General features: G+C 71.9%; 18 protein-coding genes. 14 read left to right on the top strand and 4 right to left on the bottom strand.

Annotation, left to right across the window (positions count from 1 at the left end):
- Window positions 1-45: 45 nt before the first annotated feature.
- Window positions 46-1,146, bottom strand: coding sequence for a citrate synthase 2 (locus tag ACRRSS_RS33090; RefSeq protein WP_351903789.1), 1,101 nt, complete (start codon window positions 1,144-1,146; stop codon window positions 46-48).
- A 271-nt stretch (window positions 1,147-1,417) separates the two neighbouring features.
- Here ACRRSS_RS33090 and pdxH point away from each other — a divergent pair, with 271 nt between their 5' ends.
- Both pdxH and ACRRSS_RS33080 read left to right on the top strand, forming a co-directional pair.
- Entirely contained in the window at window positions 1,418-2,065 is a 648-nt protein-coding gene (pdxH, locus tag ACRRSS_RS33085) for a pyridoxamine 5'-phosphate oxidase (RefSeq protein ID WP_435975487.1), read from the top strand.
- A 142-nt stretch (window positions 2,066-2,207) separates the two neighbouring features.
- Entirely contained in the window at window positions 2,208-3,536 is a 1,329-nt protein-coding gene (locus tag ACRRSS_RS33080) for a PAS domain-containing protein (RefSeq protein WP_435974678.1), read from the top strand.
- A 33-nt stretch (window positions 3,537-3,569) separates the two neighbouring features.
- Here the strand turns inward: ACRRSS_RS33080 and ACRRSS_RS33075 are convergent, their stop codons facing one another.
- The gene (locus ACRRSS_RS33075) at window positions 3,570-4,337 is read right to left on the bottom strand and encodes an SIS domain-containing protein (RefSeq protein WP_435974677.1); all 768 of its coding nucleotides are present in this window, start codon (window positions 4,335-4,337) and stop codon (window positions 3,570-3,572) included.
- 173 nt (window positions 4,338-4,510) lie between these two features.
- On the opposite strand from ACRRSS_RS33075, the gene ACRRSS_RS33070 reads away from it, so the two are divergent.
- The 4 genes from ACRRSS_RS33070 (at window position 4,511) to ACRRSS_RS33055 (ending at window position 8,384) form a co-directional block, all read left to right on the top strand.
- Window positions 4,511-5,200 (top strand): metal-dependent transcriptional regulator, encoded by a 690-nt coding sequence (locus tag ACRRSS_RS33070; protein ID WP_435974676.1) that lies wholly within the window; start codon window positions 4,511-4,513, stop codon window positions 5,198-5,200.
- 130 nt (window positions 5,201-5,330) lie between these two features.
- Window positions 5,331-5,477: a hypothetical protein gene (locus ACRRSS_RS33065; RefSeq protein WP_435974675.1), complete on the top strand. Its 147-nt coding sequence runs from the start codon at window positions 5,331-5,333 to the stop codon at window positions 5,475-5,477.
- A gap of 667 nt (window positions 5,478-6,144) precedes the next feature.
- Window positions 6,145-7,044: an alpha/beta fold hydrolase gene (locus ACRRSS_RS33060; protein WP_435974674.1), complete on the top strand. Its 900-nt coding sequence runs from the start codon at window positions 6,145-6,147 to the stop codon at window positions 7,042-7,044.
- 116 nt (window positions 7,045-7,160) lie between these two features.
- The gene (locus ACRRSS_RS33055; RefSeq protein ID WP_435974673.1) at window positions 7,161-8,384 is read left to right on the top strand and encodes an FG-GAP-like repeat-containing protein; all 1,224 of its coding nucleotides are present in this window, start codon (window positions 7,161-7,163) and stop codon (window positions 8,382-8,384) included.
- A 62-nt stretch (window positions 8,385-8,446) separates the two neighbouring features.
- Here the strand turns inward: ACRRSS_RS33055 and ACRRSS_RS33050 are convergent, their stop codons facing one another.
- Together ACRRSS_RS33050 and ACRRSS_RS33045 are read right to left on the bottom strand one after the other, a co-directional pair.
- The gene (locus ACRRSS_RS33050; RefSeq protein ID WP_435974672.1) at window positions 8,447-8,680 is read right to left on the bottom strand and encodes a DUF397 domain-containing protein; all 234 of its coding nucleotides are present in this window, start codon (window positions 8,678-8,680) and stop codon (window positions 8,447-8,449) included.
- Complete coding sequence (locus ACRRSS_RS33045) at window positions 8,677-9,495, bottom strand: helix-turn-helix domain-containing protein (protein ID WP_435974671.1); 819 nt, start codon at window positions 9,493-9,495, stop codon at window positions 8,677-8,679. The genes ACRRSS_RS33050 and ACRRSS_RS33045 overlap by 4 nt, the downstream gene beginning before the upstream one ends.
- A gap of 82 nt (window positions 9,496-9,577) precedes the next feature.
- Here ACRRSS_RS33045 and ACRRSS_RS33040 point away from each other — a divergent pair, with 82 nt between their 5' ends.
- The 8 genes from ACRRSS_RS33040 to ACRRSS_RS33005 all read left to right on the top strand — a co-directional run bounded on the left by ACRRSS_RS33040 (window position 9,578) and on the right by ACRRSS_RS33005 (window position 17,624).
- The gene (locus tag ACRRSS_RS33040) at window positions 9,578-9,988 is read left to right on the top strand and encodes a hypothetical protein (protein ID WP_435974670.1); all 411 of its coding nucleotides are present in this window, start codon (window positions 9,578-9,580) and stop codon (window positions 9,986-9,988) included.
- A gap of 141 nt (window positions 9,989-10,129) precedes the next feature.
- A complete protein-coding gene (locus ACRRSS_RS33035; protein WP_435974669.1) occupies window positions 10,130-11,248 on the top strand; it encodes a hypothetical protein in 1,119 nt (372 codons plus the stop codon).
- A 309-nt stretch (window positions 11,249-11,557) separates the two neighbouring features.
- The gene (locus tag ACRRSS_RS33030; protein ID WP_435974668.1) at window positions 11,558-12,385 is read left to right on the top strand and encodes a S1 family peptidase; all 828 of its coding nucleotides are present in this window, start codon (window positions 11,558-11,560) and stop codon (window positions 12,383-12,385) included.
- 100 nt (window positions 12,386-12,485) lie between these two features.
- Window positions 12,486-14,366 carry a hypothetical protein gene (locus ACRRSS_RS33025; protein WP_435974667.1) on the top strand — a complete coding sequence of 627 codons (1,881 nt, stop codon included), beginning with the start codon at window positions 12,486-12,488 and terminating at the stop codon, window positions 14,364-14,366.
- The gene (locus ACRRSS_RS33020; RefSeq protein ID WP_435975486.1) at window positions 14,269-14,778 is read left to right on the top strand and encodes an FG-GAP repeat domain-containing protein; all 510 of its coding nucleotides are present in this window, start codon (window positions 14,269-14,271) and stop codon (window positions 14,776-14,778) included. Before ACRRSS_RS33025 ends, ACRRSS_RS33020 begins: the two co-directional genes overlap by 98 nt.
- A gap of 98 nt (window positions 14,779-14,876) precedes the next feature.
- Entirely contained in the window at window positions 14,877-15,383 is a 507-nt protein-coding gene (locus tag ACRRSS_RS33015) for a DinB family protein (protein WP_435974666.1), read from the top strand.
- Window positions 15,384-15,516: 133 nt separating this feature from the next.
- Window positions 15,517-17,025, top strand: a complete 1,509-nt coding sequence (locus ACRRSS_RS33010; RefSeq protein WP_435974665.1) for a right-handed parallel beta-helix repeat-containing protein — start codon at window positions 15,517-15,519, stop codon at window positions 17,023-17,025.
- Window positions 17,026-17,153: 128 nt separating this feature from the next.
- The gene (locus tag ACRRSS_RS33005; protein ID WP_435974664.1) at window positions 17,154-17,624 is read left to right on the top strand and encodes a carboxymuconolactone decarboxylase family protein; all 471 of its coding nucleotides are present in this window, start codon (window positions 17,154-17,156) and stop codon (window positions 17,622-17,624) included.
- Window positions 17,625-17,640: the final 16 nt, after the last annotated feature.

The raw sequence follows: 17,640 nt of genomic DNA, 5'->3' as shown, positions 1-17,640 counted from the left end.
GCCGGTGGGCGACCCGCCCACCGGCCCGGGCTTGCGCGCGCGGGATCAGCCCGCGATGTCGCCGTATCCCTCGATCTCGCGCGGGTTGCGCTGACCGGGGCCCGTGTACAGGGCGGACGGGCGGACCAGGCGCCCGGTGCGCTTCTGCTCCAGGATGTGCGCCGACCAGCCGGCCGTGCGCGCGCACGTGAACATCGAGGTGAACATGTGCGCCGGGACCTCGGCGAAGTCCAGGACGATCGCCGCCCAGAACTCGACGTTGGTCGCGAGGACGCGGTCGGGGCGCCGGTTGTGCAGCTCTTCGAGCGCGGCCTTCTCCAGCGCCTCGGCGACCTCGAAGCGCGGCGCCGCCAGCTCGCGGGCGGTGCGCCGGAGCACGCGCGCGCGGGGGTCCTCGGCGCGGTAGACGCGGTGGCCGAAGCCCATGAGGCGCTCGCCCTTGTCGAGGGCCTGCTTCACGTAGGCGGTGGCGTCGCCGGTCCGCTCGATCTCCTCGATCATGCCGAGCACGCGGGAGGGCGCGCCGCCGTGCAGCGGGCCGGACATGGCGCCGACGGCGCCGGAGAGGGAGGCGGCCACGTCGGCACCGGTGGAGGCGATCACGCGCGCGGTGAACGTGGAGGCGTTCATGCCGTGTTCGGCGGCCGAGGTCCAGTAGGCGTCGACGGCCTTGACGTGCTTCGGGTCGGGCTCGCCGCGCCAGCGGATCATGAAGCGCTCGACGACGGACTCGGCCTTGTCGATCTCGCTCTGCGGGACCATCGGGAGGCCCTGGCCGCGCGCGGACTGGGCGACGTAGGAGAGGGCCATGACGGCGGCGCGGGCGAGGTCGTCGCGGGCCTGCTCGGCGGAGATGTCGAGGAGCGGCTTGAGGCCCCACACGGGGGCGAGCATCGCGAGCGCGGACTGCACGTCGACGCGGATGTCGCCGGAGTGCACCGGGATCGGGAAGGGCTCGGCGGCCGGCAGGCCCGGGTTGAAGGCGCCGTCGACGAGGAGTCCCCAGACGTTGCCGAAGGACACGTGGCCGACCAGGTCCTCGATGTCGACGCCGCGGTAGCGGAGCGCGCCGCCTTCCTTGTCGGGTTCGGCGATCTCCGTCTCGAACGCGACGACTCCTTCGAGCCCGGGTACGAAGTCGGACATCAGGCGGCTCCTCTATCGATGATCGATCAACCGAGTGCTGGTCGATGGTGGGAATACAACAGTCGTCCAGCCCTGAGTCTGTACGGTTCCGATGATGCGGGGAAGCGTGACATCCGGCACAGTGCGCCGATTCGGCGAGTGTGGATTGGCGGCACGTGGTGCCGGGCAAACTGCGGCGCTGCGGCAGGATGGCCCCGTGACCGATCCCGTGACCGATCCCGCGAACGATCCCCTGAGAGGCGCCGTGAACGACGCCCTGGATCCCGCCGACATGCGCGAGCAGTACCGCACCACGGAGCTGTCGCCGGCCGACCTCGCGCCCGAGCCGATCGCGCAGTTCACCCGCTGGTTCAAGGAGACCGTCGCGAACCCGGCGATCCACGAGCCGAACGCGATGATCGTCTCCACGGCCACCCTCGACGGCCGGCCGTCGGCCCGCACGGTGCTCCTGAAGCACTACGACCGGGCCGGGTTCGTCTTCTTCACCAACTACGACTCCCGCAAGGGCGTGGAGATCGCGGCCAATCCGTACGTCTCGCTGCTCTTCCCCTGGCACCCGTTGGCCCGCCAGGTCGTCGTCACCGGCCGCGCCGAGCGCGTCGGCCGCGACGAGACGGTCGCCTACTTCCGCACCCGCCCGCACGGCTCCCAGCTCGGCGCCTGGGCGAGCCGTCAGTCCTCGGTGATCGCCTCCCGCGAGGAACTCCTCGCCCGGTACGAGGAGCTGGCCGCCCGCTACCCCGGGGACGCCCAGGTGCCGGTCCCCCCGGAGTGGGGCGGCGTCCGGGTCGTGCCGGACGCGATCGAGTTCTGGCAGGGCCACGAGAACCGTCTCCACGACCGCCTCCGCTACGTCCGCGAGAACGGCCCGGACGCGCGGGACGGCGAGACGTGGCGGGTGGAGCGGCTGGCGCCCTGAGCGGCCCGCGCCCTCAGGCGGCCCGCGCCCCGACGGCCCGTGCCCGTGACCGAATTCGTTTCCGCGGTGCAACGATTTCGGTGAAGGTGATGTGCTCTGCGTCACGTTCCAGTTGAATGGCCGCAGTATGGGGGGTGCCGGGATGAGTGCTTTCACGGGGTCCGCGAGCGAGACCGCTTCCGTTCCCGGGGCGGGGGCCGATCTGCTGGCCGCGCTGCTCGACGGGATGGACGCGGCGCTCTGCGCGTTCGACGCCGACGGGACGGTCACGCACTGGAACCGCGAGGCCGAGCGCATCCTCGGCTGGTCCGCCGAGGACGCCGTCGGCCGGCGCGGGTTCGAGGGGTGGGCCGCGCGCAGCGCCGACGCCGAGGAGATCCTGGGCCGGCTGATGGGGGTCATGAAGGGCCCCGGGCGGCAGGTCCACGAGCTGGCGCTGCTGCGCAAGGACGGCGGCCGGGTGCTCGTGAGGAGCCAGGCGGCCGGCGTGCGCGGGGCGGACGGCGGTCCGGCCGGGGTGTACTGCGCGTTCAGCGAGGTGCACGTCCAGCTCGACCTGGAGCGGTCGGTGGCGCTCAGCGAGGCCCTGTTCGAGGACGCCTCCTGGGGTGTCGTCCTCGTCGACGCCGATCTCCGCCCCGCCATGGTCAACGGCCACGCGGCCCGCGCCTTCGGGACCGGGCGTACGGCCCTGCTGGGTCGCCCGCTGGGCGATGTCGTCGTGCACGGCGCGGAGGAGCTGGAGGCCGCGCTCCAGCACGTCCTGGCGGAGGGCACGCCGCCCGCGCCCGCCGAGGTGTGGGTGACGCTCCGGACCTCGGCGGGGGAGCGCCGCCGGTGCTGGCGCAGTGGCTTCCTGCGGCTGTCCTCGCCGATGGCGGAGGAGCCGGTGCCGCTGGGGGTGGCCTGGCTGTTCCAGGACGTCACGGAGGAGCGGCTCGCGGCGCGGGACGCGGACCGGCTGCGGTTCCGGTGGAGCCAGCTGCACCGGGCGGGCGCGGCGGCGGCCGAGTGCGAGGACCCGGTGGAGGCGGCGACGGTGCTGCTCGACTTCGCCCTGGCCGGTTTCGCGGACCACGCGCTGGTCGACCGGATCGCGGGCGAGCGGCGGCTGACCCGGACCCTGGCGACCCCCGCGGGCGGTGCTCCCGGCCCGTCGTCGCCGGTCGTCGGCGGCGGTATCCCGCTGCGGTACGGGCCGAGGCACCCGGCGCTCCAGGCCTGGGACCGGGTGGGCACGGTACGGGCGAGCGCGGGCCGGACGGCCGAGGTGTGGGCGGAGGCCCACCAGTGGCCGGCGGACGCGGCGCACGCGGTGTGCGTGGTGCTGCGCTCCCGGGGCCGGACGCTGGGCGTCCTGACGTTCCTGCGGGCCGCCTGCCGCAAGCCCTTCGAGCGTGAGGACGTGGTCTTCGCGGAGGCGGTGGCGTCCCGGGTGGCGGCGGCCCTGGACCTGGCCGACCCGGCGTAGCCGCCGCGACGCGGCGGCCACCCGGCGGCGGGCTCAGTGCCGGTAGAAGATCCGGTCGCCGTACTCCGTCATCACGCGGCCGTTCCACTCGTGCCCGCCGTCGACGTTCCCGGAGCGGAGCAGCGGCGGCTCGATGCCGCGCCGGACGAGCTCCTCGGCGGCGGCGGCGAGCGTGGCCTGCATGAGGGCGCTGGTGACGACGGTGGAGGCGGGCGCGAAGGGGGCCTCGATGCCCTCGTGGGTGAGTTCGGCGTCGCCGACGGCGATGCGGGAGTCGAGGACGATGTCGCAGTGGTCCTTGAGGTACGTCCCCGAGACGTGCCGGGACCTGGTCTCGGTCGCGTACGCGACGGAGGTGACGCCGATGACGGTGAGGCCGAGGGCGCGGGCGTTCATCGCCATCTCGACGGGCAGGGCGTTGCGTCCGGAGAGGGAGATGATGATCAGGACGTCCCCGGCCTTGGCGGGGGAGGAGTCCAGGACCGCTCCGGCGAGGCCGTCGACGCGTTCGAGGGCGGAGCCGAGCGTCGCGGGCATGACGTCGACGCCGACGACGCCGGGGACGACGAGCAGGTTCATGAGGGCGAGGCCGCCGGCGCGGTAGACGACGTCCTGGGCGGCGAGGGAGGAGTGGCCCGCGCCGAAGGCGAAGAGCCGGTTGCCGTGGGCGACGGCCTCGGCGATCGCGGCGCCCGCCGCGGCGATCTCGGCGGAGTCGCCGTCGCGGACCTGCTGGAGCAGGCCGATCGCGGCGTCGAAGAACTGTCCGGCCAGCTTGCTCTCGCCCGCGCTGTCGCCCATTCCGGAAGCTCCTTGTTCGTCGCCGTCGTGTCGTGGTCGTGCCCTGGTCGCCGATCACGGTGCGGTCTGGACCATTGCTCTGTCAATACCACCTGTGGACGGTGAGACCCGGTTGTCGGCCCGATGCGTCAGAATTGGTGCAGGGCCAGCGCACGACTCATCGAGGGGCACGTATGTCCGGACTGATCGACACAACGGAGATGTATCTCCGCACCATCCTCGAGCTTGAGGAGGAAGGTGTGGTCCCCATGCGTGCCCGGATCGCCGAGCGGCTCGACCAGAGCGGGCCGACGGTGAGCCAGACGGTGGCCCGGATGGAGCGCGACGGTCTGGTGGCCGTGGCCAGCGACCGGCACCTGGAGCTCACGGACGAGGGCCGCCGCCTCGCCACCCGCGTCATGCGCAAGCACCGCCTCGCGGAGTGTCTGCTCGTCGACGTGATCGGCCTGGAGTGGGAGCAGGTGCACGCCGAGGCCTGCCGCTGGGAGCACGTGATGAGCGAGGCCGTGGAGCGGAGGGTCCTGGAGCTGCTGCGTCACCCGACGGAGTCGCCGTACGGGAACCCGATCCCGGGACTTGAGGAGCTGGGCGAGAAGGCGGGGGCGGAGGCCTTCCTCGACGACTCGATGGTCTCGCTCGCCGATCTGGACGCGAGCGAGGGCAAGACGGTGGTCGTCCGCCGGATCGGCGAGCCGATCCAGACGGACGCGCAGCTGATGTACACGCTGCGGCGCGCGGGCGTGCAGCCCGGCTCCGTGGTGTCGGTGACGGAGTCTCCGGGCGGCGTCCTGGTGGGTTCGAGCGGCGAGGCCGCCGAGCTGGACGCGGAGGTCGCTTCGCACGTGTTCGTCGCGAAGCGCTGAACCGGGCGCGGGACCGCGCCGCCTCCTTCCCCGGGATTCCCCGGGAAGGAGGCGGCGATCCCGTCAGTGGTGGGGAGCGGCGACTCCCAGCGCCCCGAGCCGGCGGAATCCGAGGCGGATCCCCAGGCCGATGACGTGCTTGGCCGTCATCCAGGCGGAGCTCCGGCGTACCCGGGTGGAGCCCGGCCTGCCGGGGTCGTGGACGAGGTGCGCGCTGACCGGCGAGCGGCTGGAGAAGCGGGTGAACTCGTTCCCGCTGGAGTCGGCGAAGGTGTAGCAGGTGTGCCGCTTCCCGTTCGGGTGGACGCCCCGGGTGGCGACGACGGTGATGCCGCGCCGGGCGAGGGTCCTGCCCTGCCACCTGGGATGAGATCACCTCCGGTGGGCGGATGACGGGCCGTCATGGTTGCCCGTGGCCGGTCACGGCGGGATGACGAATCGGCGGGGTGGGAGCTCAACGTCCTTCGTGCGCCCCGGTTTACGCCGGAATGGCCACGCCCGCGCCCTCGCCGTGCCACGCTGGGGCGAGAGGTGCGATACCGGGGAGGGGTGGGACGGTGCAGCCAGCGGATGCCGGACGCCCGAAGCGGTCCGCCGCGCCCCGGACGGTTGTCGGGCGGCCGGCGCGGACGGCCGTGCCCCGGACTGATGCCGGTCGGTCGACGCGGGTCGCCGCGCCCCGGACGGCAGAGGGCCCCGGCGCCTTCGGGCGCCGGGGCCTGCCCTCCCCTGAGCTGACCTGGAGCCCCGAGCTCTCAAGGTCACTCCCCTCGGACCGTTTTCCCCGAGCGGTCCGCCTCCCGTTCAAGATCTCCCCTCGGCGCCGCGGGTCAATCCTTGAGCCCTGTCACTCGAACGAGGGGTGTTGTGCGGCAGGAGCGCATTTTCGAATGCGAGTTCGATAGTCTGGCGAGGTTCGACGGCAGGAAGAGGGGGTGCCAGGGATGGCGCGACGACTCGACGTCACCGGGGCCGACGGCGTACGGCTGGCGGCCTGGGACTTCACGCCCAAGGCCGCCCCGCGGACCGGACCCGGGGTCTTACTCCTCCACGGTCTGATGGGCCACGCGGCCCACTGGGCCCCGGCGGTCGCCCGCCTCGCGCGGGCCGCCGAGGAGCGGGGAGCGGGAGGACCGGGAGCCGCGGGCCCCGGGGTCCCCCGTACCGTCGCCCTCGACCAGCGCGGCCACGGGCACAGCGACAAGCCCGCCGCCGGCCTCTTCACCCGCGAGGCGTACGTGGCGGACGCGGCCGCAGCCGTCGAGCAGCTGGGCCTCGGCCCGGTGACCCTCATCGGCCACTCCATGGGTGCCCTCACCGCCTGGCAACTCGCCGCCGAGCGCCCGGACCTCGTCCGCGCCCTCGTCATCTGCGACATGCGCGCCTCGGCGCTCGGAGCCGCCTCGCAGCGCGAGTGGCGGGACTGGTTCCGCCGCTGGCCGACCCCGTTCCCCTCACTCGACGCGGCCCGCCGCTGGTTCGGCGAGGACGACCCGTGGGTCGAGCGGCCGAACCCGGCCCGGGGCGCCTTCTTCGCCGAGGTCATGGCCGAACGCCCGGACGGCTGGGGCCCGGTGTTCGACCCCGAGCAGATGCTGACCTCCCGCGAGACCTGGGTCCACGACGCCCACTGGGAGTCGCTCGCCCAGGTCCGCTGCCCGACGCTGGTCCTCCGCGGCCTGGACGGCGAGCTCGGGCGGGCCGAGGCGCAGGAGATGGTCCGTGTGCTGCCCCACGGGACGTACGCGGAGATCCCCGACGCCGGCCACCTCCTCCACTACGAGCACCCGGACGCCTGGCGCGAGGCGGTCGGCCCCTTCCTGAACGGGGTGCTGACGCCGTAGAGCGGCCCCCGAGGGCGAGGGGGGCGCCCGGGTGTTGGCGCGGATCGTGCGGCGGGATACCGTCCCTCTCGCGGCGCGTCCGAGGTCTTCTCCGCGCCGCCTCAGGGAGGGAACGCATGCGCACTTCTATGCTGCGGCGCCTGGCCACGGTGGCCACGGCGCTGGGGCTCAGCTCCGCCGGGCTCCTCGGCGCGGGCGCCGCGCCGGCCCAGGCCGTGGTCCAGGACTGTCCGAAGGGCTACTTCTGCGCCTGGAAGACGGACAACGCCACCGGCACGATGTACAAGACGAAGACGAACGCCCCGACGCTGGGCTCCTGGGACAACGCGTTCCGTACGATCGCCAACCGTACGGACAAGTTCGTCTGCACCTACGACAGCCCGAACTACGCGGACACCCTCGGCGGCTCCGTCCGGGACCCGGACCCGAACCTCAGGGACTGGGGCGGCCCCGGCAGCAACTCCGTCAGCTCGGTGAGGTTCGTGCCCACCGCGCGCGAGTGCAGCGAGGCGCCGTACCCGTCGTGGCACGCCTACACGTCGCCCAAGGCCGTCGGCTTCGGCGACCTGAACGCCGACCGCAAGGCGGACGTCGTCGTCCGCGACAAGGCGGGCCGCCTCTGGTTCCTGCCCGGTGACGGCACGGGCCGGATGATCGGCAGCGGTGGCTGGAACGCCATGAACGCCCTCACCCGGCACGGCGACTTCAGCCGCGACGGCCGGGAGGACGTGATCGCCCGCGAGACGGCCACCGGCAAGCTGTGGCTCTACCCCGGCACCGGTACGGGCGCCCTCGGCACGCGGAAGCTGATCGGCAGCGGCGGCTGGAACAGCATGGACCGGATCACCGCGTTCGGTGACCTGTCCGGCGACGGCCGCGCGGACCTGATCGCCGTCGAGAAGGCCACGGGCAAGCTGTGGCTCTACCCCGGCACCTCGACGGGCACCCTCGGCGCCCGCAAGCTGATCGGCAGCGGCGGCTGGAACACGATGAACACGCTGGTCGGCGCGGGCGACATGAACGGCGACGCCCGCCCCGACCTGATCGCCCGCGAGGCGGCCACCGGCAAGCTCTGGCTCTACCCGGGCAGGACCGGCGCGGTCGGCTCCCGCGAGCTGATCGGCTCCGGCGGCTGGAACGTCATGGCCTCGTTCCTCGCGGTGGGCGACTTCGGCGCCGACGGGCTCAACGACCTGGCGACGATCACCACCAGCGGATACGACGGCGAGGGCTGCCGAGGCGTCGGCTGCCTGGTCCTCTACAGCGGCACGGGCACGGGCAAGCTCCGCGCGGGCATGCCGGAGCAGAGCGCCTGGTGGGGCCTGAACGGCGCGTTCTGACGCGGCGGACGGGCAACTGAAGGTCTCCGCTCCGGGGTACGGGGCGGAGACCTTCGCCGTTGTCAGACGAGGGTGAGGAAGTCGCCCCAGGCGGCGGGGGAGACGGAGAGGGAGGGAAGGGCGGTGTCCTTGGAGTCGCGGATGTGAACGACGCCGGGGCAGGTGGCGACCTCGACGCAGTCGCCGCCCTGGTCGCTGCTGTAGGAGGACTTGACCCAGGTGATGGCGACCTCGACGCAGTTGCCGCCCTGGTCGCCGCTATAGCTGCTCTTGAACCAGTTGAGGTCGGTGCTCATAGCTCTCGTGCCACCTGTTCGATGAGTCGTGCGGATTCCTCCGGAGTGAGAGCCTGAGCCCGCAGGGTGCTGTAGCGGGCGAAGACGTCTCCCACGTCCGGCTGCTCGCTGAGAAAGTACCTCCCGCCTTGTCCCTCGACATAGACGAGTTGACCTCGGCGGCCTTCGGTTTCCAGGAGGGTGAAGGGTCCGTTGAGCCCGGCATGGGTTGTCCGACCCTCCGGCATGAGTTGGATGGTGACGTTGCGTAGATCAGCGCGCTCACGAACATGCAGCAGATTCTTTCGCAGTACTTCCGTCCCGCCGAGGGGCTTGGTGAGTGCGGCCCTCTCCAGAACAAAGGTGACCATGGGGGCGGGTTTCCGGAAGAACAGCTCCTGCCGCTTCAGCCGGGCGGCGACGCCTGCCTCTATGTCTTCGTCCTCCAGAGCTGGGACGGCACAGCCAAAGACGGCCCGGGCGTACTCCTCTGTCTGCAGCGGCCCAGGAATCAGATGGTTCTCGTACATGTGGATGCCCGCAGCCCTGGCTTCCTCCTCCAGGTAGTCCTCGAACCACGCCGCGATGCCGCTCGCCGTCACCTCCTCGGCCACCGTCTTAAGTGCACCTTGTGCACCCAGCATCTCGTCCGCGATCTCGACGAAGTTCCCCTTCGCCCGCCGCTCCCCACGCTCGATCATGGCCACCTGGGACTTGGAATATCCGGTCTCCCGGCCCAGGGCCTCCTGCGATACGCTCGCCCGCTCGCGATAGAACCGCAACAGCGCGCCGAATGCCTTCGCGGCCCCGGGGCTTCTCTTCTTCTCGTTGTTCACACCCGACCTCCCCGAGTGCACAGTCCCGCACAACCGGACTGTGTCGCTGGTCACAGGAGACCACGGCCCCCAAGCTGGCCGCATGAATCTGCGCAAGTCGCTTGACACCGCACCCTCTTGGGTGCCCGCCACCGGTCACGCCCTCCGTCACGCGGGTGTGCACTTCGACGCCGTGCGGATCGGCGGGTTCCTCGGTGAGGACGTGGCGTATCGCCTGATGGCGTTCACGGATTTCCAGGCGGGCCCGATCGTGCGGGAGGCGACGGGCGAGCGGAACCTGTACTTCCTGCTGCCGCCCCGCACCGCCGCGGGCCACGCGTGGCCGGCGCCGGTGAGGGCGCTGAGCGGCGGCGGGAGGAGTGAGTCGTACGTGGGGATCCCGGCGCTGACCGGGGCGACGTGGCCACTGGACTGGCGGTCGCGGCCGACGCTCGAAGATCCGTTCGTAGAGCCGGAGTTGTTGCATCAGCTGGTGAAGTGTGCGGTACGGTGACCGCGACATCACGCTCCGTGAGAATGGGAGCGGCCCCCGGTGGTGCGCCAACACCAGTAGCCCGGGGACCTTCACCACTAGTGGATCAGGAGTCCACCAGAAATGCTTCGGCATGTTATCGCGCCGGTTCGTTCCTTCACGATGGTCTCGAAGAACCTCGTGTCGCATCCGGTTCTGAACAGCGACGCCAAGATCCTCCTCATGCACGTCCAGGGCCTTCCCGAGGACGCGCCGGAGAAGCCCCTCCACCAGCACGCCATCGACCTGGGGATGAAGCTCCGGGCGTACCAGCGGGCGAAGGGGTTCCTGATCTCCTGTGGGCTCCTCCACGAGTGGAAGGCGCAGTGCGAGCGCGGGTACTGGACCACCACGCAGCTGCTGTCCAACGTCACCCTCACGCGTGAAGAGGCGGTCGCGATCCGGGACCGGGTGCCGGCGGCCGGGGAACCGACGAGCGGTTTTCCGACGGCCCGGACCATCGGTCACCTTCCCCCCACTGACGAAGACGATGGGGGCAAGACTTCCTCCCACCCACCCACCAAAGCGCGCGCGCCGAAATCGCGACGATCACCGCAACCGCCTCCGGCGCCGGAGGCGGACCCCGCCCAGGAGCCGCGACCGACCCAGCCACCGGCACCCGCCCAGGAGCCGCAACTGAGCCAGGAGCCGCAACCCGCCCCGGACTCTCAACCCCTCCCGGAGCCGCAACCGGCTCCCGAGCCGGAGGCCGTCGACGCCGAGGGGCGGGCCCCCGAAGTCGCCCTGGCGGAGCGCCTGCTGCTCTCGCTCCGGCACCGGAACCGGGACCTGCTGCTCGGGGTGCGGGAGGCCAGGGGGCTGGCCGAGGCGGCGGCGGAGTGGCTGCGGAGAGGCGTGTCGGCTGCTGATCTGCTGCACGCGCTGTCGGCTCATCTGCCCCGTGACGGCGTCCGTTCGGCGGCGGGGTTCCTCAGGCACCGCCTGGTCGCGAAGCTCCCGCCCGCCGTGAGCGAGCCCCTCCCCGTGACGCTTTCCGCAACCGAAGCGCCAGGCCCGGCCGCCGGGGCCCCGGCGGCTCCCGGCCCCAAGCCGCTGATCACCTGCGACGGGCCGGGGAACACCCACGTGTTCCGGCCCACCGGCGAGGAGACCTTCTGCGGCCCCTGCCGCACGGAGGAGGCCTGGAAGGCCCATGAGCGCCGGTTCCAGCCCCGCCCGGCGGCGCCGTTCACACCCTGGCGGGACCGCGTGGACAAGGTCGTTCAGGAGCGGCTGGGCTGAGGCCACCCGGCTGTGGGTCCGGGCGGCCACGCCGGCGGCGGGTCTCACGGTGGAGCACCTGTACGGCGGCCGGCAGGGCGAACCGGTCGGCGAGGGCGACCGCGAACTGCTGGTGGTCGCCCGTGTCCAGGGTTGCCCTGTCGATCAGGCCGGGCTCGCGGTGGTCGGTCGCGAGTCCGCCGTGGGGATACCCCCACCGTCCCCGGGCCCGCTGCCCGCAGAGGGGTTCCGCCCGCTACCTCCGTGGCCCGTCGGAGGGTGGGCGGACAGGCTGGACACGTACGGACTTCCGAGCAGAAGGAACTCTCTGTGTTCAACATCAAGCCGCTGCGCCGCCGTGCGGCGCGCACCGCCGCCGTCGGTGTTCTCGCCGCCGCGACCTGCGCCACCCTCATGACCGGCAGCGCCACGGCGATCGTCAACGGGAACGATTCGACCGAGAGCTACCCGTTCATGGTGACGATCCCCGAGTCGGCCCCGAAGCACGGGCTGTACGACGGGACCTGCGGAGGGTCCTTGATCGACCGGCAGTGGGTGCTGACGGCGGCCCACTGCGTGCAGGGCGACGGCCTGGAGCTGGACGGCACCGTCCGGGTCGGCAGCGACCACCGGAAGTCCGGGGGGACCGTCCGGGCCATCGACCGGACGTACATCCACCCCGGCTACGCGAGCGGCGACGGGAAGGCCGCCAACCGGCACGACATCGCACTGATCCGCCTCGACCGACCGGTCGCCGAGCCGCCTGTGCGGATCGCCCGGCAGGTGGGGCGGCCGGGCACCCCGACCCGGATCCTGGGCTTCGGCACCACCGTGGACACGGAGTTCAGGTTCGCGGAGCGGCTGCAGGAGCTGAACACCCGCAGGGGTGCCGTGTCCGAGTGCGCGCTCGGCTTCGCGGACCGGACCCGGCTGTGCACGATCAGCACCGTGCCCCGGGCGATGGCGTGCTTCGGGGACTCCGGCGGACCGCAGCTGCGCAAGGGCCGGAACGGGCGGTGGGAGCTGATCGGAGTCACCTCGGGCCCCGGCGCCCCGAACGTGCCGTGCTCGGAGGGTCCGGGTCTCTACACCAGCGCGCCCGCCCACGCGGACTGGATCCGGAAGACCGTCAGGAGCGGCAGCGCCCCCCGCGGGTGATCACGGAACGAGGCACGTACAACCCCTCCGACCTTCCGTGAGTCTGACCGGGCGGCGCGCGTGGGAGCGTGCGCCGCTTCGATCTCCCTGGGGGGAAGCCTTGAACTCCGCACGTGCGCACCGCCGCCGTGTCTCCGCCGCGGTCACCACCGTCCTCGCCGTCACGCTCGGCGCCGGAGCCCTGGCCGTCCCGGCGACCGCCGCCCCCGCCCCCGCACCGGCCCCCGCGACGGGGGTCGCGGCGAACGCGCCCCTGCCGTTCCCGAAGGACGCGAGCCTGGCCGCGGCGGGGAAGACCGGCTTCCTGTCGTACACGTGGCAGACGGGGTACGAGTGGACCCGGTACGCGGACGGCGCGACGACGAAGCTCGACGCCGGCGTGGTCGACTCCACGGCCTCGGACGTGGTCGTGTCCGGGGACGGGCAGGACATGAGAAGTTCCAAGGTCGTGAAGCTCCACGACATGGCCGCCGGTGGTGCCCCCGTCGCGATCGACCTCGGCGCGCTGAAGCTCACCTACGAGAAGGGCGTGTCGCGGGACACGGTCCTGGCGACGGCGATGGGTGCGGACCGCTCCCAGCCCCGGCTCGTCACGCGCACCGGCGCCGCCGTCACCCAGAGGACGATCACCGGCATCCCCGCCGCCGCCCGGGGGGTGCACTCCACCGCCGCGCGCGACGGCGCCGTCCTCGTCTCGTACAACGTGTGGAACGAGGAAGGCAGTTCGCCCGGGTACCACCTCGCCCTGGTGGACCTCGCCACCGCCTCGGTGGTCTCCACCCACGACACCGACTCGGTGGTCTTCCCCGACGAGAGGTGGGGGTTCAGCGCGTTCTCCGACACCCGCCTGGCCTGGTCGGAGTGGAAGGAGGACAGCCCGCAGCACGTCGTGGTCGCGGACCGTGCCACCGGGGAGGAGACACGGATGCGCCTGGGCGAGGGGGAGTTCCTCACGGGCGGCCTGCTGGGCTCGTGGGTGATGTACGCCGAGCCGTCGACCCTCGAAGGGAACGGTCGGGGCGGCGGCGGGGGGACGCTGGTCCCGCTCAGGGCGAAGTCCCCGATCCTGGACGCACCGATCACGCTCCTCGACTACACCCAGCGGATCGAGCCCGGCCCGGACGGCACCTTCCTCGCGCGCGGCGGCACCCTCGACAGGGGCGAGGGCGTCTACCGGATCGCCCTCGGCGCGGACGGCATGCCGGCCGCCGAGCTGATCGCCTCCACCGGCGAGCCGACGGAGCTCGTCCACCTCGGAGAGCGGTTCCCGCGGACGCTCGACCTGGACACCAACCCGGCGCTGAAGTGGCAGCTGTCCCGGAACAACGCCGACATCGACCTCACGATCACCCACCGTCGGACCGGCAAGACCTTCACCAAGTCGTTCGGGCTCTACACCGAGTCCGCGGGCAGCCCGTACCTGTGCTCGGACAACGTCGTCTGCGTCTCCTGGTCGACGATCGCGGCCGAGTCCGCGATGGGCGACGACGCCCACATCGGCACGTACGACTGGTCCTTCAAGGCCACCCCGCAGAACGGTGTCGGCCCGGCCGTGGAGGCCAACGGCTCCTTCGACGGCGTCAAGACCTCCGCCCCCCCACGACATCAAGGACAACGGCACCCCCGACCTGCTGGCCCGCGACGCCCAGGGCGTGCTGTGGCGGACCGACACCAGGTACGACACCGGGAGGAAGAGCCTCGTCGCGGACGGCGAGCGCATCCGGGTCGGTGGCGGCTGGCAGGGCTACGACCGGATCGAGGCCGTCGGCGACATCGTCGTCCGCGGCGCCGCCGACTTCGTCGCCCGGGACCGGGACGGCGTGCTCTGGATGTACGACGGGGCCGGCGTCGGCTACAACGTGACGTTCCCGCCCCGGACGCGCATCGGCGGCGGGTGGAACACGTACACCCGGTTCACCGGCGGCAGCGACCTGACCGGCGACGGCCGCGCGGACCTCGTCGCCACCGACAAGGCGGGTGACCTGTGGCTCTACAGGAGCACGGGCGGGAGCCCCGCCGCCCCCTTCGAGAAGCGCAGGAAGATCGGCCACGGCTGGGGGATCTACAACCAGATCACCGCCACGGGGAACATCGGCGGCGGCCCGGCCGGTGACCTCGTCGCCCGCGACACGGCCGGTGTCCTCTGGCTGTACCTGGGCAGGGGCGACGGGACGTTCGCGCCCCGCACCAGGATCGGCGGCGGCTGGAACGCGTACACCGACACCGTCGGCATCGGTGACGGCAACGACGACGGCCGCCCCGACCTCCTCGCGTACGGCCCCGGCGGCACCGCGTACCTCTACGCCGGTACGGGCGATTTCAAGGCCCCGTTCGCGGGCCGCTCGGCCACCGGGGTGCTCGGCGGGGGCACCGCGTACAACCTCGTCTTCTGACGCGCCACGGCCGCACACCGGCCGGTCCTCCACGGGGAGGACCGGCCGGGCGGTAAATCCCTCGACACCGGTCGCGGTGATCGGGGACGCTGCGCGCGATGACAAGAATCGACGACACGCCGCCCGCGTGGGACGAGCGCAGCCAGCTCACCACGTTCCTCGACTACGCCCGTGACACCGCCCGCGCCAAGTGCGAGGGCGCCTCCGCGGAGGACGCGCGCAGGTCCGTCCTGCCGGGCTCCCCGCTGATGACCCTCAGCGGACTGGTCAACCACCTCCGCTGGGTCGAGTACTACTGGTTCCAGGTGGTCTTCCTCGGCGAGGAGGACGAGGGTCCGTGGACCGACGAGGACCCCGACCGCGAGATGCGGATCGCCGTCGACTTCCCGCTCGCCCAGCTTCTCGACGAGTACGCCGAACAGAGCGCCCGCTACCGCGAACTGGTCGCGGCGAGCGACCTGGACGACAAGGCGAAGCGGGCCGGTCGCGAGGGGCGCCACGTCGACCTGCGCTGGATCCTCCTCCACCTCGTCGAGGAGACGTCCCGCCACAACGGCCACCTCGACATCGTGCGCGAACTGCTCGACGGCACGACCGGCGACTAGCGCCGCGGAACAGGCGAAGGAGCAACTGCCCTCTCCCTGAACGAAATTCGATCATTCGACAGCGACGCATTGACTCGATCATCGAGCGCTCATACCTTCTGGCCGCAGCAGACCTCCAGAAAGGCGTCGCGCCATGAGTCTCAGGTCAGTCGAGGGGCGCCGGACGGTGAGCCGCGGGCTCGTCTCCCTCGCCCTCGCGTTCACCGGAAGCGTCGCGGTCTCCGACGTCACCGCCTCGGCCGCGGGCAGCACCACGTACGTGGACTGCTCGCGGCCGACGGCCGGCGACGGCAGCCAGGCCTCGCCGTTCCACAGCGTCGCCCAGGCCAACGCGAAGACCTACGCACCCGGCGACACGCTCGCCTTCGCGTCCGGCACCACCTGCACCGGCGCCCTCGCCCCCCGGGGCAGCGGCACCGCCTCCGCGCCCATCACCCTCACCTCCCACGGCACCGGCGCCCTGCCCGTCATCGACGGCGGCGGCGCTCCCGACGCCGTCTCCCTGACCAACCAGGACCACTGGCGGATCAGCAACCTCAGACTGACCAACCCCGCCGCCACCCTCGCCCGCCGCACCGGACTGCGGATCTCCGCCACCGACGGCACCGCCCACCGGGGGTTCGACATCGGCAACCTCGTCATCGACCGCGTCGCCGGACAGACGAACAAGAACAGCCCCACCACCGAGGACTTCGTCCAGTCCGCCGGCATCGTCACCGGCGCGAGCGGCACGAACTCGACGCTCAACGACGTGCACGTCCACCACAACCGGATCGCCGACACGGGCGGCGGCGGCCTCAAGATCCGCGTCGGCGCCATGGCGGTCAAGGGCACCGGCGTCCTGGTCGAGCACAACACCGTCAAGGACGTCGGCGGCGACGGCATCATCGTCAGCTACGCCGACACCCCGATGATCCAGTACAACAACGCCTCCGGCGTCGGGAACGGCGTGTACCCCTTCTCCGGCGGCAACTTCGCCGGGATCTGGGTGCTCGGCGACCACAACCCCACCATCCAGAAGAACGCCGTGTACGGCATCACCAGGATGTCCGTCGCCGACAGCCAGGCCTTCGACTGCGACTGGGGCAACACCGGGACCTGCCTCGTCCAGTACAACTTCAGCCGCGACAACATCGGCGGCTTCTTCCTCGACTGCGACGGCTGCGGCACCATCGGCGGCGCCCGGCAGGTCATCCGCCACAACATCTCCGAGAACGACTGCCGCATGAGCAGCGTCAGCGCCGGACGCTCCGCGCTGCACCTGTACAACAACGTCTTCTACTGCACGGACAGGAAGTTCTCCGTCACGCTCCCGGACGAGAGCGTCGTCGAGAACAACATCTGGGTGGGCACCGCCGACTCCCGGCTGCCCACCGCGAGTGGGATCTCCTACCTGTGGAACGTCTTCCAGGGCGTGCCCCGGCCGACCGCCAACGGAATCGCCGGCGACCCGCGCTTCGTGAACCCCGGCACCGGCGGCGACACGATCCACTCCGTGGACGGCTACAAGCTGCGCTCCACCTCCCCCGCCCTGAACAACGGCTCCGTGATCAGCGGCAACGGCGGCCGCGACTACTGGGGGAACCCGGTCTCCGCGACGACGAAGCCGCACCGGGGCGCGTACAACGGCCCCGGGCTGTAGGGGCGGGAAAGGGGGCGTGCCGGACCGGCCCGCCCCCTGAGACGCAGGTCACATCCGCCCGTGTCACATCCCGGCGCGCTCGTTCCGTCCTGTGTGTGTACGCAACGATCACGACGGAGGAACTCGCCATGAGCGCTCGCATGAACATGTTCACCAGCCCGATCGCCGGCAAGGTCTGGAAGCACATCATCGCCGCGGGCAAGGCCCTGGAGAGCTCGACCCTGCCCGCCGCCACGCAGGAGCTCGTGAAGATCCGCGCCAGCCAGATCAACGGGTGCGGCTTCTGCCTCGACATGCACACCAAGGACGCCCTCGCCGCCGGCGAGGACTCGGTCCGCCTCCACCTGGTCGCCGCCTGGCGCGAGGCCACCGTCTTCACCGACGCCGAGCGCGCGGCCCTCGAACTGGCCGAGCAGGGCACCCGCCTCGCCGACGGCGGCGGCGTCTCGGACGAGGCCTGGGCGAACGCCGCCAAGCACTACGACGAGGAGCAGCTCGCCGCCCTGGTGGCCGCGATCGCCATCATCAACGCCTTCAACCGGGGCAACGCCATCATCCAGCAGCCCGCCGGCGACTACCAGCCCGGACAGTTCGCGTAACGACGACCACCGCACC

The sequence above is a fragment of the Streptomyces sp. Qhu_M48 genome (genome assembly GCF_051305195.1).
Classification (GTDB): Bacteria; Actinomycetota; Actinomycetes; order Streptomycetales; family Streptomycetaceae; genus Streptomyces.
This window is presented reverse-complemented; position numbering and strand designations above follow the sequence as displayed.

Excerpts from the sequence above, each read along its gene's own strand:
- ACRRSS_RS33090 (WP_351903789.1), bottom strand. The coding sequence starts at position 1,146 with ATGTCCGACTTCGTACCCGGGCTCGAAGGAGTCGTCGCGTTCGAGACG.
- pdxH (WP_435975487.1), top strand. The coding sequence starts at position 1,418 with ATGCGCGAGCAGTACCGCACCACGGAGCTGTCGCCGGCCGACCTCGCG.
- ACRRSS_RS33080 (WP_435974678.1), top strand. The coding sequence starts at position 2,208 with ATGAGTGCTTTCACGGGGTCCGCGAGCGAGACCGCTTCCGTTCCCGGG.
- ACRRSS_RS33075 (WP_435974677.1), bottom strand. The coding sequence starts at position 4,337 with ATGGGCGACAGCGCGGGCGAGAGCAAGCTGGCCGGACAGTTCTTCGAC.
- ACRRSS_RS33070 (WP_435974676.1), top strand. The coding sequence starts at position 4,511 with ATGTCCGGACTGATCGACACAACGGAGATGTATCTCCGCACCATCCTC.
- ACRRSS_RS33065 (WP_435974675.1), top strand. The coding sequence starts at position 5,331 with ATGACGTGCTTGGCCGTCATCCAGGCGGAGCTCCGGCGTACCCGGGTG.
- ACRRSS_RS33060 (WP_435974674.1), top strand. The coding sequence starts at position 6,145 with ATGGCGCGACGACTCGACGTCACCGGGGCCGACGGCGTACGGCTGGCG.
- ACRRSS_RS33055 (WP_435974673.1), top strand. The coding sequence starts at position 7,161 with ATGCGCACTTCTATGCTGCGGCGCCTGGCCACGGTGGCCACGGCGCTG.
- ACRRSS_RS33050 (WP_435974672.1), bottom strand. The coding sequence starts at position 8,680 with ATGAGCACCGACCTCAACTGGTTCAAGAGCAGCTATAGCGGCGACCAG.
- ACRRSS_RS33040 (WP_435974670.1), top strand. The coding sequence starts at position 9,578 with ATGAATCTGCGCAAGTCGCTTGACACCGCACCCTCTTGGGTGCCCGCC.
- ACRRSS_RS33035 (WP_435974669.1), top strand. The coding sequence starts at position 10,130 with ATGGTCTCGAAGAACCTCGTGTCGCATCCGGTTCTGAACAGCGACGCC.
- ACRRSS_RS33015 (WP_435974666.1), top strand. The coding sequence starts at position 14,877 with ATGACAAGAATCGACGACACGCCGCCCGCGTGGGACGAGCGCAGCCAG.
- ACRRSS_RS33010 (WP_435974665.1), top strand. The coding sequence starts at position 15,517 with ATGAGTCTCAGGTCAGTCGAGGGGCGCCGGACGGTGAGCCGCGGGCTC.
- ACRRSS_RS33005 (WP_435974664.1), top strand. The coding sequence starts at position 17,154 with ATGAGCGCTCGCATGAACATGTTCACCAGCCCGATCGCCGGCAAGGTC.